The following is a 16,769-nucleotide window of genomic DNA, read 5'->3' as shown; positions in this document are numbered from 1 at the left end:
CCATGGCGACCACGACCCACCAGGGCGCCTTCACCACGGTGAAGAAGTACGTCGCGCTGTTCGGCGCCGGCGGTGCCGTCGTCCTCGGCACGGTCGCCGTGATGGCGTCCACCGGTCACGAGACGACCCCGTTCATGTGGATCCGCGGCGCGATCTTCCCCCTGCTGGCCCTCTTCCTCCACCGCAAGGCCACCGAGGCGGCCGCGGGGTCCCCCAAGGCCTTCGACCGCCTCCGCACCCTCTCCACCGTGATGCCGATCGCCATCATCGGGGTCGATCTCGTCCCGGGCCTCTGCCCGCCCTGGTACGCCGTCCTCCAGGGCCTCTCCGCCCTCGCCCTGGTTCCCGTCGCCGTCCTCACCCGCGCCTCGGCCCTTGCCGCCGCCTTCCCCAAGCCGTAGCCGCCGCACCGGAAGTCGGCCCGCCCGACTTCCGGTGCGGCGGGGCTCTGCCGAATCCCGATGGGGCCCATGGGTCCTGTCGGGATTCGGGTTGTCTGTCGGCGATCCGATGCCTGGTGCGGACGTATACGAATCACTCGCTGCTACGTTTCCCCCGAGCAGGAGGACCTGCCCGAATCGGAGCCCATGAGCATGGGCGCAGGGAATGTCCGAGGAGGAATCACGTGAGCATCATGAGGAAGATCGGCGTGGTCGCGGGGGCGGTCGTGCTCTCGGGCACGGCGATCGGCGTCGCTTCCGCGGTGGCCGACGACGAGGCGGTGCGGGACGCCGGCGTCGCCTTCCGGGCGAAGGCCCAGAACGAGCTGTACGACACCAACCTCGCCCACCCCAAGGACACCGGGGTCACGACCGAGACTCCGGAGCTGGGCGTGGCGGCCCAGTCCTGGAGGTTCAACAAGGTCGCGGAGACCCACGAAGGGACCGGGGTCTTCACGATCGAGGCGGACACCTCCACCGGTCTGTGCATCACGAACGACGGGTCCGACCGGCCGGTGCTCCTGGAGAAGTGCAACGACGGGAACATGGCGCAGCGATGGTTCGTGAACTCCGCCCTGGAGCACAGCACGATCGTGAGCGAGAAGAACAAGAACGAGGCCCTGGCAGCGGAGGGCGCGGGTCAGGTCGTCAGACTCGTCGAGGTCTTCGGCAAGCCCAACGTCAACCAGCTCTGGACCTTCATCTACTCCGGCCAGTAGGCGTACCCGGTCCCGAACGCCGTCGGTGAAACCGGGGGCCGGCGGTGCCGCCCCGTCGGGCGACTATTCGACGGGGCGGCAGCGTGAGCGAAGCGGCCTGTCCGCACCCGGATCCCGGGTCCGGGGTCCGGCACGGCTCAGGCGGCCTGGCCGCCACCGGCGGCGGCCGTCCCGGAGGTGCTCTCCAGGACCGCCTCGACATCGACCGTGACGTCGACCAGGTTGCTGACCACCACGCCGCCCCGGTCCACCGTGTCGTTCCAACTTACGCCGAAGTCCTGGCGGTTGATCCGGGTGCCGGCGGTGAATCCGGCGCGCCGTCTGGGGCCCAGGTCGCGCCCGTCCTCCCACCAGGGGGTGTCCCACTGGCCGAGGTAGCTCACGTCGAAGGTGACCGGGTGCGTCACGCCGCGGATGGTGAGCTCCCCGGTGACCTCGAAGCCGCTCGCGCTCACCTGGTGGACCCGTGACCCGACGAAGTGCCAGGCCGGATGGTGTTCGACGTCGAAGAAGTCGGCGCTGCGCAGGTGCGCGTCCCGCTCGGGCGAACCGGTGTACACCTGGGTCGCGTCGATGGTCGCCTCGACCCGGGCCCGCTCCGGGGCGTCCGGGTCGACCTCCAGGAAGCCGGTCACGTTCTTCAGCTGGCCCCGTACGTAGGTGACCATCATGTGTCTGGCACAGAACTCCGCACCCGTGTGGCTGGGCTCGAAGAACCATTTCGTGGTGGCCATGGCGACTCCGTGAGGTGATGCCGGTGATTGCCCCGAGCCCCCTCCAGCCAGCGTAGGACGATGCCGGACTGGCAGCACCGCCACGGCCGGGCCACGCTGGTGGGGACGGACCGCCCAGCCGAGGAGGCAGCTATGACCGGCGAGCCGATCCCGGGAATCGACCCCACCGCGGTGCCCAGCGGCGACGGCTGCGCGGAGTGCCTGGCAGGTGGTGGCTGGTGGCTCCACCTGCGCCGCTGCGCGGCCTGCGGCCACATCGGCTGCTGCGACTCGTCCCCCGCCCAGCACGCGACGCGGCACGCGCGCCAGGCCGGCCATCCGTTCCTGGTCAGCTTCGAGCCCGGCGAGGACTGGTTCTGGAACCTGGAGACCGACGCCTACTACGAGGGCCCGCCGCTGGCCCCGCCGACCGCCCACCCGCCCACCCAGCCGACCCCGGGCCCGGCCGGAAAGGTCCCCGCCGACTGGCAGTCCCACCTCCACTGACGCCCCACCCCGGCCCCGGCGAATCGTTCCGGCGGCTCCTCGCGGGAGGCGAGGAGCCGCCGGGCCACCCACCGCGCCCGCCCACCGTGCCCTCCTCCCACCGCCGGCGACCGGTGACGCGCGTGTGGGCTTTCCCCGGACGCTGTTTCCGCCGGCCCAGTGGCCGCCTCTACCCGTGTACAGCTCCGTACCTTCGACCAGGCCGGTCCGGGGGCCGGGCTGCTGCCCGTACGGCTGTTGTCCGTAGGCCGGCGGCGGGCCGTAGCCGGCTGTTGAGGGAGTACAGCGCAGCTTGACCATTGATCCCGATCTCATGCCCGTACACGGGCGTTCATGGGCCGGCGGCCTCCCGTCCGCTCGGGTGCGAGGGAAAACCGCGCGACTCCCGCGGGCTGGTCCCCTACGGTGAACGCGCCCAGGGCGGCCGTCTACCGCCCGTCGATGTGGCGCGACCAACGCGCCCGCACACCAGGGGGTTCCCTGTCATGACGCGCACCCTTGTCACAGAGCTTCACTCGCACCTCGGGGAGACGGTCACCGTCTACGGGTGGGTGAACACGCTCCGGCTCCAGCGGCGCATCCAGTTCGTTCTGGTCCGGGACCACACCGGTCTCGTGCAGGTCACCCATCCGCGCGGTGGGGAGGGCGACGCCATCGAGGCCGCCTTCGAGCACGTGACGGTCGAGTCCGCCGTGAAGATCACCGGCAGGGTGGTGGAGAACCCGCAGGTCAAGCTCGGCGGGCTGGAGATCGTCCCGTCCCGCGTGGAGGTCGTCTCGCCGGCCGGGCCGAAGCTGCCGATCGACGAGAGGACCGGGATCGACCAGCGCCTGGACTGGCGTTTCCTCGACATCCGCCGCCCCGCCCAGCACCTGGTCTTCGACGTCCAGACCACCGTCGAGCGGGCGATGCGCGAGGTGACGGCCGAGGAGGGCTTCACCGAGCTGCACACGCCGAAGCTGATGGGGACGGCCTCCGAGTCCGGCGCCGAGGTGTTCGAGGTCGGCTACTTCGGCCGCACCGCCTATCTGGCCCAATCCCCGCAGTTCTACAAGCAGATGGCGATCGCGGGCGGCATCGACAGGGTCTTCGAGATCGGTCCGGTGTTCCGGGCCGAGCCGTCCTTCACGTCCCGGCACGCCACCGAGTTCACCGGGGTCGACGTCGAGATCGCCTGGACCGACGGGGTCGAGGACGTGATGGCCTTCGAGGAGCGGATGCTGCACCGCGTGCTGGCCGCCGTGGCCGAGCGGCACGGTGCGGCGATCGCCGAGCACTTCGGCAGCCGGGTCGTCGTCCCCGAACTGCCGTTCCCCCGCGTCACGATGGCCGACGCACTGGCCGGGCTGCGGGCCACCGGATGGGACCGGGAGGGCGTCAGGGAGGACCTCGACCCGGAGGGCGAGCGCGCGCTCTGCGCCCTGGTCGCGGAGGAGACCGGGCACGAGTTCGTCTTCGTCACCCGGTTCCCCGCCGCCGTACGGCCCTTCTACCACCTGCGGCCCGAGGACGACCCGACCGTCACCGAGTCCTTCGACCTGCTGTGGAAGGGCGTGGAGATCACCACCGGCGCCCAGCGTGAGCACCGGTACGAGCGCCTCGTCGCCCAGGCGCGGGAGAAGGGCATGGACACCGGCCCGCTCTCCGGCTACCTCGACTGCTTCCGCTACGGCACCCCGCCGCACGGTGGTCTGGGGCTGGGCCTCGGCCGGCTCCTGATGCTCGCCCTCGGCCTGCCCTCGATCCGTGAGGCCACCTTCCTTTTCCGGGGGCCGCACCGCCTCGAACCGTGAACCCCAGGAGGGGCCGGGACAGCGGAAGGGCCGCGCCCGAGGAGATCCGTTCCTCGGGCGCGGCCCTTCCGCCGTCTGCTGCTGTCCGCCGCTGGGGTCAGGTGCGGCGGAGGGCCTCGGTGAGCCGGTTGGCGGCTTCGATGATGGCCTGGGCGTGCAGACGGCCCGGGTGGCGGGTCAGCCGCTCGATCGGGCCGGAGACGGAGACGGCGGCCACGACGCGGTTGGAGGGGCCGCGGACGGGGGCGGAGACCGAGGCGACGCCGGGTTCGCGTTCGCCGATGGACTGTGCCCAGCCGCGGCGGCGGACGCCGCTGAGCGCGGTGGCCGTGAAGCGGGCGCCCTGGAGGCCTCGGTGGAGGCGCTCGGGCTCTTCCCAGGCGAGCAGCACCTGGGCGGCGGAGCCGGCCTTCATCGGCAGGGTGCTGCCGACGGGGACGGTGTCGCGCAGGCCGGAGAGTCGTTCGGCCGCGGCGACGCAGATGCGCATCTCGCCCTGGCGGCGGTAGAGCTGTGCGCTCTCGCCGGTGACGTCGCGCAGGTGGGTGAGGACGGGGCCCGCGGTGGCGAGCAGTCGGTCCTCGCCGGCTGCGGCGGAGAGTTCGGACAGGCGGGGACCGAGGATGAAACGGCCCTGCATGTCGCGGGTGACCAGACGGTGGTGTTCGAGTGCGACGGCGAGTCTGTGGGCGGTGGGGCGCGCCAGACCGGTGGCGGCGACCAGCCCCGCCAGAGTGGCGGGGCCCGACTCCAGTGCGCTGAGCACCAGAGCGGCCTTGTCGAGAACGCCGACGCCGCTAGTGTTGTCCATAGCCTGATATTGCAGTCTCAGGTAGCGAGACGCAAGTCTGTTTCCCAGGTCGCCATCCTCGCAGATACCCGCAAAGCGGCTCCTCCGGGATCCGATGTCTCGGATGATGGACACGGCGAAGGGCGCCCCCCCACCGTCGAAGCCGAACCGAAACGGGGGATCGGAAATGGGTGTTCAAGCGGGGGATCGAGACGGGGGATCGAAATGGCGGAAGCAGCGAAGGCAAAGGAAACGGCGGAAACGGCCGTGGAAACGGGAGAACCCGACGCAAAAAGCCCCTGCCGTGTCACTGTCGGACACGGCAGGGGCCTGAAAAAGAATTCGGCGGCGTCCTACTCTCCCACAGGGTCCCCCCTGCAGTACCATCGGCGCTGAAAGGCTTAGCTTCCGGGTTCGGAATGGAGCCGGGCGTTTCCCTCTCGCTATGACCACCGAAATGATCGGGCCGGGCAATTGCTCGCGCATTGCCTTCGCCTCGTGGACAATCCTAGCAGGCAGCCGCAGCCGCAGCCGCAGCCGCAGCTGTTCGATTCGGTCTCGGAAGCCGGAGAAACGCGGCGGCGCGTGAGCGCGAGGTGGCGGGGTGCCGGGCCGGGGGTCCAGGCGAGGTGCCGAGCGGGGCGTGCGACGCGGTGGTGAGGAGCGGGCGTGAGGGGGATCACCCGTGCCGGGTTCCCCGCCCCGGCGCGCGCTCGACGTGTCCACGCCCGTGCGCACACCACCGAGCCCACCCCTGCGCGCCTGGCGCCCAAAAACTGCCCGATAAGGTGTTAATCCAACATTCATCCATGCCGCATAGCCTCCGAGGGCTAGCCTCATGCTGAACGTCACCGTCCGACCAGGAGGCGAAAGCCCCGTGCAAGGCACTGTCACCACACCAGGCGGATCATCGGTGGCCGGGGGCCAGGGCGAGGCGTTCCTGCTCGTCGTGGACGACGAGCCCAACATCCGCGAGCTGCTCTCCGCCTCGCTGCGCTTCTCCGGCTTCCGCGTCGCCTCCGCGGCCACCGGCACCGAGGCACTCGAACTGGTCGCCGCCGAGCGCCCCGACCTGGTCGTGCTCGACGTGATGCTCCCCGACCTCGACGGCTTCACCGTCGTGGAGAAGCTGCGCGAGCGCACCAGCCGCGGACAGATAGCCGGGCCAGCCCACGGGCACCCCGGCGACCACCTGCCGGTGCTCTTCCTCACCGCGAAGGACGGCGTCGGCGACAAGGTGCAGGGCCTGGCCGCCGGTGCGGACGACTACGTCACCAAGCCCTTCAGCCTGGAGGAGCTGATCGCCCGGATCCGCGCGATCCTGCGCCGGGCCGGCGGGCCCGCCGAGGACGGCCGGCTGATCGTCGCCGACCTCAGCCTCGACCCGATCGCCCACGAGGTCACCCGGGGCGGCATCCCGGTCTCGCTCTCCCCGACCGAGTTCAAGCTGCTGCACTACCTGATGGCCAACGTCGGCCGGGTGGTCTCCAAGTCGCAGATCCTCGACCACGTCTGGGCCTACGACTTCGGCGGGGACCTCTCCATCGTCGAGTCGTACATCTCCTACCTGCGCCGCAAGCTCGACTCGGGCCCGGCGCACGGCCCCAAGCTGATCCACACCGTGCGCGGCATCGGCTACGCCCTGCGCCGTCCCCCGCAGGGCTGACCGGGCCCACTCGTCGTGTTCGCCAGGTTCTCCTCCCGGCTGTCGCTGCGCGCCCGGCTGCTGGTGCTCGCCCTCGTCCTGGTCACCACCGGGCTCGTGGTCAGCGACACCTTCGTGCTCGGCACCGTGCGGTCCCAGCTGGTGGCCCAGCTGGACGAGCAGCTCCAGCGGTACGGGCCGCCGCTCTCCCGCAAGCCCCCGGGGCAGCTGATCACGCCGACCGCGGGCCGGCCCGCCGTCACCAGCCGGAAGGTCAGCCTGCCCAGCCAGTACCTGGTGCAGTACCTCTCCTCGGACGGCAAGGTCCAGGCACTGATGCGCCAGCCCGTCTCGGACAGCGACCCGGCGCCCCAGCTGGCCGGGCTGGACCCGGCCGACACCCCCGACGTCCCCTTCGACCTGCCCGACCAGCGCGGCCACCACAGCTGGCGGGTGCTGGTGCTGCCGCTCCAGGCCCCCCGCGGGCAGGCCCCGAGCGCCAGCGCGTACGCCTCGCCGACGGTCACCCCCAGCCACGTCATGGTGGCGGTCTCCCGCGAGGACATCGACGCCACCATCGGCAGGCTGAGCACCTCCTTCCTCGCCATCGGCGGCGGCGTCCTGGTGCTGATCTCCGCGCTCGGCTTCTTCGCGGTGCGGGCCGGGCTGCGGCCGCTGCACCGGATCGAGGCGGGCGCCGAACGGATCGCGGCCGGCGAGCTGTCGCACCGGATGCCCGAGCTCTCCCCGGGCACCGAGGTCGGTCGGCTGTCGATCGCGCTCAACGGGATGCTCACCCAGATCGAGGCGGCCTTCGCCGCCAGCGCCGAGTCCGAGGCGAGGATGCGGCGCTTCGTCGCCGACGCCTCGCACGAACTGCGCACCCCGCTGGCCGGGATCCGCGGCTTCGCCGAGCTGTACCGGATGGGCGCGTTGCCCACCGAGTCCGACGTCAAGCGGACCATGACGCGGATCGAGAGCGAGGCCGACCGGATGGGCGCCCTGGTCGAGGACCTGCTGGTGCTCGCCCGGCTGGACGAGGAGCGCCCGCTCGACCTCGCCCCGATGGACCTGCGCACCCTCGCCGCCGACGCGCTGCACGACCTCACCGCGCTCGACCCGAGCCGCCGGGTCTCGCTCACCGGACCGGCCGGCAACGGCGCGCCCGGGGCGGCGCCCGTCCTCGGCGACGAGGCGCGGCTGCGGCAGGTGGTCACCAACCTGGTCGGCAACGCCGTCAAGCACACCCCGGCCGGCACCCCGGTCCGGATCGGCGTGGGCTCCGGCCCCGGCGGGATCTGCCTGCTGGAGGTCGCCGACTCGGGCCCCGGCCTCACCGAGGAGCAGGCCCAGCGGGTCTTCGACCGCTTCTTCCGGGTGGACGCCTCCCGCAGCCGGGACAAGGGCGGCGGCGCCGGCCTCGGCCTCGCCATCGCCACCGCCCTCACCCGCGCCCACGGCGGCACCCTCACCCTGCACACCGCCCCGGGCGAGGGTGCGACCTTCCGCGTCGAACTCCCCCGCCAGCGCTGACCGGTCTCCCGGCTCCGAAACCCCTCGTTCGGGTGAACCGGTAGCCGTTCACCCACTCGTCCCCTCAGTCGTGTGCGACCGTCCAGCCGTTGCTTGTGCGAGATCGCGCGGGCTGATCACACTGGACGGGAAATGAGGTGTTCCGATGAGCGCGGTTGCTATTGAGGAGACCGGCGTGGACCTGGACCAGGCGCTGTGGGAGCTGTGGAAGTCCATGGACGTCCCCGAGGGCGTCCATGTGGAGATCATCAAGGGGTTCGAGGTGTCACCCACCGGTAACAGTCGCCATGCGCGCGTGAACAGGCGGTTGCTCGGGGCCCTGTTCGGTCACCTCCAGGGTTCCGGATGGTCACCGGGCAACGACTGCAACGTCATTCACGGGCTCAAGGTGTTCATTCCGGACGCCTACGTGGCCCCCGAGGACGACGAGGAGATCGAGCATCCCGAGGGCCTGGGCCTGCTCGCCTCCGGAATCCCCCTGGTCGTCGAGACCGTCTCGCCCGGTGCCGAGGGCCGCCGTCGCGACCACGTTCTCAAGCGCCGCGCCTATGCGGCAGCCGGCATCCCGGTGTACGTGATCATCGACGATCACGACGACGGCGGCGCCGTGATCATCCTCAGCGGGCCGGACCCCGAGTACGGGGACTACGCCACCTCGACCCGGGTCCCGTACGGCAAGGAGGCCGTGATCCCCGAAGGCCCGGCCAAGGGCTTCGTGATCGGCCCCGAGATCACCGGCGAGCGCCGTGGCTGAACGCGGGGGAGCGTCGTTCAGGCGGGACCTCTCGGAGTGGCGGATCGTCCTGGTCGCCTGGCGGCTGCTGGTGCTCCAGGCGGCGGATCCGGTGGTGGGGGCCGGGATGGCGGAGCACTCGACGTACCGGGCGCATCCGTGGCGGCGGGTGGAGCACACCCTGGGCAGCGGGCGGCGGCTGTTCTACCAGGACGCGGAGACGCTGCGGCGCGAGATCGCGCGGCTGGAGCGGGCGCACAAGCGGATCCGGGGGACGGGACCGGACGGGCGGCCGTACGACGCCCGGGACGCGGCGACCAGGGCGTGGGTGCTGCTGACGCTCTTCGAGTGCGTGGCCGAGATGCGCCGGCTGGGCGGGGACGGGTACGACGCCGCCCAACTGGAGGAGGCGTACGCCGAGTTCAGGACGGCGGTCGCCGCCTTCGACCTCCCGGAGGGCGAACTCCCCGCCTCGGCCAAGGAGTTGCCGGCCTACTTCGCCCGGTACGCGCGCGAGCGGCTGGAGTTCACCGAGGCAGTGCGCCACCTGCTGGACGATCTGCTGCGCGAGGCGCCCCGGCCGCGCCGGCTCCGGTTCCTCGGCGACGCCGGGTGGCGGGTGGTGCGGGGGCTCGTCGCCCGGCTGATCCGCGAGCTGACGGTGGCGGACCTGCCGCCGGCGGTGCGGGAGCGGTTCGGGATGGTCAGGACCCGGCGGGCCGCGCTGCTGTCCGCCGTGCTGCACCGCGGCGCCGGCGCCGTCGTCCCCCTCCTCCCTGACCGGCTGCGCTACCGGACCCCGGAGGAGCGGTCCGATCCGGGGACGCGCCGCTACCGCCCGCGCCGGGACACCCGCGGACCGCGGCTGGACCGGTTCTTCCGCGAGGTGCTGGACCAGACCGGCGACGGCTTCGTCACCGTGCACGACCTGCGGGCGATGGCGCACAACGTCTGCTGGCAGCTGGAGCTGGACGAGGCCGCCGAGGCCAGGGTCCACGAGGCCTTCGACAGCTGGTGGGAGCAGCTGCGCGCGGCGATGGACGCGAACGGGGACGGGAAGGTCAGCCGGGAGGAGTTCGTGGCGGCCACCCTGGCCGGCTGCGACCGGGACGAGGCGTACCTGGAGCGGGGGCTGCTGCCCGCGCTGCGGGCGGTGTTCGACGCGGCCGACTCCGACGGCAGCGGCTTCCTGGAGTTCGACGAGTACCGCGCGGTGTTCGGCGGCCCGCGCGTGCATCCGGTCGAGCTGTCGCACGGCTTCCGCCAGTTGGACACCGACGGGGACGGGCGGATCACCCGGGAGGAGTTCCTCCGCGGCTTCACCGAGTTCTTCACCGCCCGCGCCGACTCCGTCGCCGGCGCCGAACTGCTCGGCCGGGCCTGACCGGCGCAGGTCAAGCGGGGTTCCGGCCTGTCAAGCGCCGGTTCGGCCAAGATTCGCGCCCCTGCCGCCCACTCGTTCGTTGTCCCGGCCCCCGGCCCCCGGCGACTGCGCAGACTTGTGGGCGGCGTCACCCACCGTCGCGCCGTGTCAACCCCACCCCGCCTGCGATTTGCTCGTAAGGATGATGGATACTGCTCCTTGTGAACGTGTTCACGTTCACAAGCGGACAAGCTTGCGTGGTTGAGCAACGGTCTACGGCTATAGATGAAGTTTGTCCGGAAGATGCCCGTCATCACGCGGGCAGGTTGGGAGAGAGGGCGACGTGGAACTGGCAATCGCTCACGAGACCATCGCGCGATGGCAATTCGGCATCACCACCGTCTACCACTTCCTCTTCGTCCCGCTCACGATCAGCCTGGCCGCGATCGTGGCCGGTCTGGAGACCGCCTGGGTGCGGACGAACAAGGAGAAGTACTTCCACGCCACCAAGTTCTGGGGAAAGCTCTTCCTCATCAACATCGCGATGGGCGTGGTCACCGGCATCGTCCAGGAGTTCCAGTTCGGCATGAACTGGTCCGACTACTCCCGCTTCGTCGGTGACGTCTTCGGCGCCCCGCTCGCGATGGAGGCGCTGATCGCTTTCTTCTTCGAGTCCACCTTCATCGGCCTGTGGATCTTCGGCTGGGACAAGCTGCCCAGGAAGATCCACTGCGCCTGCATGTGGATGGTGGCGCTCGGCACCGTGCTCTCCGGCTACTTCATCCTGGCCGCCAACTCCTGGATGCAGCACCCGGTCGGCTACGCGATCGACCCGGCCACCGGCAAGGCGCAGCTGACCGACATCGTCCGGGTGCTGTTCCAGAACACCACGCTCGTGGTCGTCTTCCACACCCTGACCGCCGCCTTCCTCACCGGCGCGGCCTTCGTGGTCGGCATCGCCTCCTTCCACCTCTGGAAGGCCAAGCGCAAGCCTGAGACGGCCGACCCCAAGCGGACCGCCGCGATGCGCACCTCGCTGCGCCTCGGCCTGGTGCTCGCGGTGATCTTCGGCGCCGGCACCGCGCTCAGCGGCGACACCCTCGGCAAGGTGATGTTCGAGCAGCAGCCGATGAAGATGGCCGCCGCCGAGGCACTGTGGGAGACCCAGTCACCGGCGCCGTTCTCGGTCTTCGCGGTCGGCGACGTCAGCAAGGGCCACAACTCGGTCGCCCTGGAGATCCCCGGGATACTCTCCTTCCTCGCCCACAACGACTTCAGCTCCTCCGTCCCCGGCATCAACGACACCGCGGCCGCCGAGGCCGCCCAGCACGGCGGCGACCCCAAGGACTACATCCCGAGCATCTTCGTCACCTACTGGGGCTTCCGCCTCATGATCGGCTTCGGGATGACGTCCTTCCTGGCCGGCCTGATCGGCCTGTGGACCACCAGGAAGAAGCTCTTCCTGCACCCCGAGTTCCGCACCGGCGAGACGGAGGTGCCCCGGCTGATGCTCACCCCCAAGCGGGAGCTGGGGCCGCTGCTCACCAAGTGGAGCTGGCGGATCGGCATCCTGACCATGGGCTTCCCGCTGATCGCCAACAGCTTCGGCTGGATCTTCACCGAGATGGGCCGTCAGCCCTGGGCCGTCTTCGGCCTGATGACCACGGCCAGCGCGGTCTCCCCCAACGTCAGCACCGGTACCCAGATCGGCGCCCTCGCGACCTTCACCACGCTGTACGCGATCCTCGCGGTCATCGAGGTCAAGCTGCTGGTCAAGTACGCCAAGGCCGGCCCGGAGGTGACCGAACAGCCGCCCACCAAGGACCCGTCGCTGCGCGGACCGTCCTCGGACGAGGACGCCGACAAGCCGCTCGCGTTCGCGTACTGAGGCACCAGGACCACTGGGGAACTGAGGATCTGACATGCAACTCCACGACGTCTGGTTCGTGCTGATCGCGGTCCTGTGGATCGGCTACTTCTTCCTGGAGGGCTTCGACTTCGGGATCGGCGTGCTGACCAAGCCGCTGGCCAGGAACACCGCCGAGCGGCGGGTGCTGATCAACACCATCGGCCCGGTCTGGGACGGCAACGAGGTCTGGCTGCTGACCGCGGGTGGCGCCACCTTCGCGGCCTTCCCGGACTGGTACGCGACGCTCTTCAGCGGCTTCTACATCCCGCTGCTGGTCATCCTGGTCTGCCTGATCGTCCGCGGCGTGGCCTTCGAGTACCGGCACAAGCGCGACGGCGCCCGCTGGCAGCGGAACTGGGAGGAGGCCCTCTTCTGGACCTCGCTCATCCCGGCCTTCCTCTGGGGCGTGGCCTTCGCCAACATCGTGCGCGGCGTGGACATCGACGCGCAGAAGAACTACACCGGCGGCCTCTGGGACCTGCTGAACCCGTACGCGCTGCTCGGCGGTCTGGTGACGCTCGCCCTGTTCACCTTCCACGGCTCGGTGTTCGCCGTCCTCAAGACGGTCGGCGGGATCCGTGACCGGGCCCGTACGGCCGCGCTGTGGTCGGGGCTGGCCACCGCCGTGCTGGCGCTGGTCTTCCTGGTCTGGACCCAGGCCGAGCACGGCAACGGCCGCAGCCTCGCCGCGCTGATCGTCGCGGTGATCGCCCTGGTCGGCGCCCTGGCGGCCAACCAGCTCCGGCGCGACGGCTGGGCGTTCTCGCTCTCCGGGGCGACCATCGTGGCCGCGGTCGCGATGCTCTTCCTGGCGCTCTTCCCGGACGTCATGCCCTCCAGCCTGAACCCGGAGTGGAGCCTGACCGTCAGCAACGCCGCGTCCTCGCCGTACACGCTGAAGGTGATGACCGTCGTGGCGGCGATCTTCACCCCGCTGGTGCTGCTCTACCAGGGCTGGACGTACTGGGTGTTCCGCAAGCGGATCGGTGTCCAGCACATCCCCGGGCACGACCCGGCCGCCCCGCTCGACCAGGCCTGACGCCGTGAAGCCGGTCGACCCCCGACTCCTCGGGTACGCCCGCACCACCAGGGCCTTCCTCGCCGGATCCGTGCTGCTCGGCGCGGTCGGCGCGGCCCTGGTGGTCGCCCAGGCGAGTCTGATCGCCGAGATCGTCGTCCGCGCCTTCCAGCGCGGGGCGACGCTCGGGGAGCTGACCACGCCGCTGCTGCTGCTCGCGCTGACGGCGGTCGGCCGCGGGCTGACCGGCTGGCTCACGGAGCTCACCGCCCACCGGTCCGTCGCCCGGGTGAAGTCCACCCTGCGGCGCCGGCTGCTCGACCACGCCACGGCGCTCGGCCCGTCCTACCTGGCGGGCCGGCGCACCGGCGAACTCACCACCCTCGCCACCCGCGGCATCGACGCGCTGGACGACTACTTCGCCCGCTACCTGCCGCAGTTGGCGCTGGCCGTGGTCGTCCCGGTGATCGTGCTGCTGCGGATCGTCGGCGCCGACTTCACCTCGGCCGCGATCATCGCCGGGACGCTGCCGCTGATCCCGCTGTTCATGGTGCTGATCGGGATGGCCACCCAGGCCAGGATGGACCGGCAGTGGGACACCCTGGCCCGGCTCTCCCACCACTTCCTCGACGTGGTCGCCGGGCTGCCCACCCTCAAGGTGTTCAACCGGGCCCGCACCCAGGCCGCCACCATCGCCAGGATCACCGCGGACTACCGCCGGGCCACCCTGCGCACCCTGCGGATCGCCTTCGTCTCCTCCTTCACCCTGGAACTGCTCTCCACCCTGTCCGTCGCGCTGGTCGCCGTCACCGTCGGCTTCCGGCTGGTGGACGGCACGCTCGACCTGGAGACCGGGCTGCTGATCCTGGTGCTCGCCCCCGAGGTGTACTTCCCGATCCGCCAGGTCGGCGCGCTCTACCACTCCAGCGTCGAGGGACTGACCGCCGCCGACGAGCTGTTCCGGGTGCTGGAGACCCCGCTGCCCGCCGCCGGCACCACCCCGGCGCCCGCCCTCGCCGGGGCGTCGATCGCCGCCGAGGGCCTGGTCGTCCGGCACCCCGGGCGGACCGAGCCCGCGCTGGACGGAGCCGGGCTGACCCTGGCTCCCGGCTCCGCCACGGCCCTCACCGGCCCGAGCGGCGCCGGCAAGTCCACCCTGCTGGCCGTGCTGCTCGGCCTCACCGCCCCCGAGTCCGGCACCGTCCGGATCACCGCCGCCGACGGCCGCTCGTACGACCTGGCCGAGCTGGAACCGGCGAGCTGGCGGCGGCAGATCGCCTGGGTGCCGCAGCACCCGCACCTGTACGCCGGGACGGTCGCCGAGAACCTGCGGCTCTACCGGCCCGAGGCCACCGACGAGCAGCTCTGGACGGCGCTGCGGGCCGCGCACGCGCTCGACTTCGTGACCGACCTGGCGGCCGGGCTGGGGGAGGACGGCGCCGGGCTCTCCGCCGGGCAGCGCCAGCGCCTCGCCCTCGCCCGGGTGCTGCTCGCCGACGACCGGCCGCTGGTGCTGCTGGACGAGCCGACCGCCAACCTGGACGGCGCCTCCGAGGCGGCCGTGGTGGACGCCGTCCGGGCGCTCGCCGCCGACCCGGCGCGCACCGTGCTGGTGGTCGCGCACCGTCCGGCGCTGCTGGCCGTCGCCGACCGGCGGGCACGGCTGGCGGGGCCCGCCGCCGTCGCGTCCGCCGCCCCGGTCACCCCGCTGGCACACAGCGGGAGGCCGACCCCGGCCCCCGCCGCGCCCGAGGAGCCGGAGCCCGAGGGCGGCAGCACGCCCCGGCTGGCCCTGTCGATCCTGCTCGGCGCGCTCGCCCTCGGCTGCGCCGTCGCGCTGATGGCCACCTCCGGCTACCTGATCTCCCGGGCCTCCGAGATGCCGCCGGTGCTGTACCTGATGATGGCCGTCACCTCGGTGCGGGCCTTCGGCATCGGCCGCAGCGTCTTCCGCTACGCCGAGCGGCTGGTCTCGCACGACGCGGTGCTGCGCGGCCTCGGCACCCTGCGGGCCGCCGTCTACCGGCGGCTGAGCGCGCTCGCCCCGGCCGGGCTGCCCGCCTTCCGGCGCGGTGACCTGCTCTCCCGGCTGGTCGCCGACGTGGACGCGATCCAGGACCACTACCTGCGCTGGCGGCTGCCGGCCGCGGTGGCGGGCGTGGTCGCCGTGGCCTCGACGGCGGCGCTGGCCGCCTTCCTGCCCGCCGCCGGGCTGGTGCTCGGCCTCGGGCTGCTGCTCGCGGGCGTGCTGGTGCCCGCCCTGGCCGCCCGCTGGTCGGCCGGCGCCGAGCGGCGCCAGGCCCCGGCGCGCGGCCGGCTGGCCACCGCGGTGGTGGACGCCTTCACCGGCACCGCCGAACTCACCGTGGCCGGCGCGCTGCCCGGCCGGCTGGCCGCCGTCCGCGCCGCCGACGCCGCGCTGACCGGGCTGGCCGCCCGCTCGGCGGCCACCACGGCGCTCGGCACCGGGCTGATCGCGCTGCTCACCGGTTTGACCGTGACCGCCGCGGCCGCCGTCGGCGTCCAGGGGGTGCGCGCCGGGGCGCTCGCTCCGGTCTGCCTGGCCGTGGTGGTGCTGACCCCGCTGGCCGCCTTCGAGGCCGTCACCGGGATGCCGCTCGCCGTCCAGGCCCGCCAGCGCAGCCGCGCCGCGCGGGCCCGGCTGGACGAGGTGCTGGACGCCCCCGCGCCGGTCACCGAGCCCGCCGAGCCGGTGGCGCTGCCGGAGCAGCCGCTGCCGGTCGCGGTGCGCGGGCTGACCGTCCGCCACCCCGGGCAGGCGGTGGACGCCCTCACCGGAGTGGACCTCGACCTCGCCCCCGGCCGCCGGATCGCCGTGGTCGGCCCGTCCGGCTCCGGCAAGACCACCCTGGCCCAGGCGCTGCTGCGCTTCCTGGAGCCGGGCTCCGGCACCGTCACCTTCGCGGCCGGCCGTCCGCAGGCCGTGGACGCCGGCGCGCTCGCGGGCGAGGACGTCCGCCGGGTGATCGGGCTCTGCGCCCAGGACGCGCACGTCTTCGACAGCTCGCTGCGGGAGAACCTGCGGCTGGCCAGGCCGGGAGCGGGGGAGGACGAGCTGCGCGCCGCGCTGGCCGCCGCCCGGCTGCTGGAGTGGACCGAGGGACTGCCGGACGGCCTGGACACCATGGTCGGCGAGCACGGCGCCCGGCTCTCCGGGGGCCAGCGCCGGCGGCTGGCCCTCGCCCGGGCGCTGCTCGCGGACTTCCCCGTCCTGGTCCTGGACGAGCCCGCCGAGCACCTCGACCTGCCCACCGCGGACGCGCTGACCGCCGATCTGCTGGCCGCCACCGAGGGCCGGACCACCGTGCTGATCACCCACCGGCTGGCCGGGCTGGACGATGCCACGGTCGACGAGGTGCTGGTGCTGGACGGCGGGCGGGTGGCCGAGCGGGGCCGCTGGTCGGAGCTGGTCGCCGACCCGGACGGGCGGCTGCACGCGATGCGGCGGCGGGAGCGGGAGGCGGACGGGCTGCTGGGACAGGAGGCGGACGGGGTGCCGGAGCGGGCGTCGGACGGGGTGCCGGAGCCGGTGGGCCGCTGATCAGGGGCCGCCGGTCGCGCCGCCCTTTGTCTGAAAAGCGTACA

Annotated in this window: 13 protein-coding genes and 1 rRNA gene; 11 read left to right on the top strand and 3 right to left on the bottom strand. The window is 72.3% G+C overall.

The window, feature by feature from the left end; translation table 11 throughout:
• Positions 1 to 2 precede the first annotated feature (2 nt).
• Together ACIQOW_RS27295 and ACIQOW_RS27290 are read left to right on the top strand one after the other, a co-directional pair.
• On the top strand, positions 3 to 401 hold the full coding sequence (locus ACIQOW_RS27295; protein ID WP_401089186.1) for a hypothetical protein: 399 nt from the start codon (positions 3 to 5) through the stop codon (positions 399 to 401).
• Between the two features lie 224 nt (positions 402 to 625).
• A complete protein-coding gene (locus ACIQOW_RS27290; RefSeq protein WP_401089185.1) occupies positions 626 to 1,159 on the top strand; it encodes a hypothetical protein in 534 nt (177 codons plus the stop codon).
• 137 nt (positions 1,160 to 1,296) lie between these two features.
• Here the strand turns inward: ACIQOW_RS27290 and ACIQOW_RS27285 are convergent, their stop codons facing one another.
• A complete protein-coding gene (locus tag ACIQOW_RS27285) occupies positions 1,297 to 1,893 on the bottom strand; it encodes a YceI family protein (protein WP_401089183.1) in 597 nt (198 codons plus the stop codon).
• A 132-nt stretch (positions 1,894 to 2,025) separates the two neighbouring features.
• On the opposite strand from ACIQOW_RS27285, the gene ACIQOW_RS27280 reads away from it, so the two are divergent.
• Both ACIQOW_RS27280 and aspS read left to right on the top strand, forming a co-directional pair.
• Positions 2,026 to 2,379: a UBP-type zinc finger domain-containing protein gene (locus ACIQOW_RS27280; protein ID WP_401089280.1), complete on the top strand. Its 354-nt coding sequence runs from the start codon at positions 2,026 to 2,028 to the stop codon at positions 2,377 to 2,379.
• A 485-nt stretch (positions 2,380 to 2,864) separates the two neighbouring features.
• Positions 2,865 to 4,172 carry an aspartate--tRNA(Asn) ligase gene (gene aspS / locus ACIQOW_RS27275; RefSeq protein WP_401089181.1) on the top strand — a complete coding sequence of 436 codons (1,308 nt, stop codon included), beginning with the start codon at positions 2,865 to 2,867 and terminating at the stop codon, positions 4,170 to 4,172.
• Between the two features lie 97 nt (positions 4,173 to 4,269).
• Here aspS and ACIQOW_RS27270 read toward each other — a convergent pair whose 3' ends face one another.
• Positions 4,270 to 4,983, bottom strand: a complete 714-nt coding sequence (locus tag ACIQOW_RS27270; protein WP_188296568.1) for an IclR family transcriptional regulator — start codon at positions 4,981 to 4,983, stop codon at positions 4,270 to 4,272.
• Positions 4,984 to 5,302: 319 nt separating this feature from the next.
• Positions 5,303 to 5,419: ribosomal RNA gene (gene rrf / locus ACIQOW_RS27265) — 5S ribosomal RNA — on the bottom strand.
• 381 nt (positions 5,420 to 5,800) lie between these two features.
• Here rrf and ACIQOW_RS27260 point away from each other — a divergent pair.
• The 7 genes from ACIQOW_RS27260 (at position 5,801) to cydD (ending at position 16,725) form a co-directional block, all read left to right on the top strand.
• Positions 5,801 to 6,628, top strand: coding sequence for a response regulator transcription factor (locus tag ACIQOW_RS27260; protein WP_401089179.1), 828 nt, complete (start codon positions 5,801 to 5,803; stop codon positions 6,626 to 6,628).
• 15 nt (positions 6,629 to 6,643) lie between these two features.
• A complete protein-coding gene (locus ACIQOW_RS27255; protein WP_401089177.1) occupies positions 6,644 to 8,140 on the top strand; it encodes a sensor histidine kinase in 1,497 nt (498 codons plus the stop codon).
• A gap of 145 nt (positions 8,141 to 8,285) precedes the next feature.
• Positions 8,286 to 8,894, top strand: coding sequence for a Uma2 family endonuclease (locus ACIQOW_RS27250; RefSeq protein ID WP_401089175.1), 609 nt, complete (start codon positions 8,286 to 8,288; stop codon positions 8,892 to 8,894).
• The gene (locus tag ACIQOW_RS27245) at positions 8,887 to 10,257 is read left to right on the top strand and encodes an oxygenase MpaB family protein (RefSeq protein ID WP_401089173.1); all 1,371 of its coding nucleotides are present in this window, start codon (positions 8,887 to 8,889) and stop codon (positions 10,255 to 10,257) included. The genes ACIQOW_RS27250 and ACIQOW_RS27245 overlap by 8 nt, the downstream gene beginning before the upstream one ends.
• A 322-nt stretch (positions 10,258 to 10,579) precedes the next feature.
• A complete protein-coding gene (locus ACIQOW_RS27240) occupies positions 10,580 to 12,124 on the top strand; it encodes a cytochrome ubiquinol oxidase subunit I (protein WP_401089171.1) in 1,545 nt (514 codons plus the stop codon).
• Positions 12,125 to 12,158: 34 nt separating this feature from the next.
• A complete protein-coding gene (gene cydB, locus ACIQOW_RS27235) occupies positions 12,159 to 13,184 on the top strand; it encodes a cytochrome d ubiquinol oxidase subunit II (RefSeq protein WP_401089169.1) in 1,026 nt (341 codons plus the stop codon).
• Positions 13,185 to 13,188: 4 nt separating this feature from the next.
• Positions 13,189 to 16,725, top strand: coding sequence for a thiol reductant ABC exporter subunit CydD (cydD, locus tag ACIQOW_RS27230; RefSeq protein ID WP_401089168.1), 3,537 nt, complete (start codon positions 13,189 to 13,191; stop codon positions 16,723 to 16,725).
• Positions 16,726 to 16,769 lie beyond the last annotated feature (44 nt).

The sequence above is a fragment of the Kitasatospora sp. NPDC091335 genome (assembly GCF_044757205.1).
GTDB lineage: Bacteria > Actinomycetota > Actinomycetes > Streptomycetales > Streptomycetaceae > Kitasatospora.
The sequence above is the reverse complement of the archived record's forward strand: the minus strand, read 5'-3'. Positions and strand labels throughout refer to the sequence as shown.

Excerpts from the sequence above, each read along its gene's own strand:
- ACIQOW_RS27260 (WP_401089179.1), top strand. The coding sequence starts at position 5,801 with ATGCTGAACGTCACCGTCCGACCAGGAGGCGAAAGCCCCGTGCAAGGC.
- ACIQOW_RS27280 (WP_401089280.1), top strand. The coding sequence starts at position 2,026 with ATGACCGGCGAGCCGATCCCGGGAATCGACCCCACCGCGGTGCCCAGC.
- ACIQOW_RS27270 (WP_188296568.1), bottom strand. The coding sequence starts at position 4,983 with ATGGACAACACTAGCGGCGTCGGCGTTCTCGACAAGGCCGCTCTGGTG.
- ACIQOW_RS27250 (WP_401089175.1), top strand. The coding sequence starts at position 8,286 with ATGAGCGCGGTTGCTATTGAGGAGACCGGCGTGGACCTGGACCAGGCG.
- ACIQOW_RS27285 (WP_401089183.1), bottom strand. The coding sequence starts at position 1,893 with ATGGCCACCACGAAATGGTTCTTCGAGCCCAGCCACACGGGTGCGGAG.
- cydB (WP_401089169.1), top strand. The coding sequence starts at position 12,159 with ATGCAACTCCACGACGTCTGGTTCGTGCTGATCGCGGTCCTGTGGATC.
- aspS (WP_401089181.1), top strand. The coding sequence starts at position 2,865 with ATGACGCGCACCCTTGTCACAGAGCTTCACTCGCACCTCGGGGAGACG.
- ACIQOW_RS27295 (WP_401089186.1), top strand. The coding sequence starts at position 3 with ATGGCGACCACGACCCACCAGGGCGCCTTCACCACGGTGAAGAAGTAC.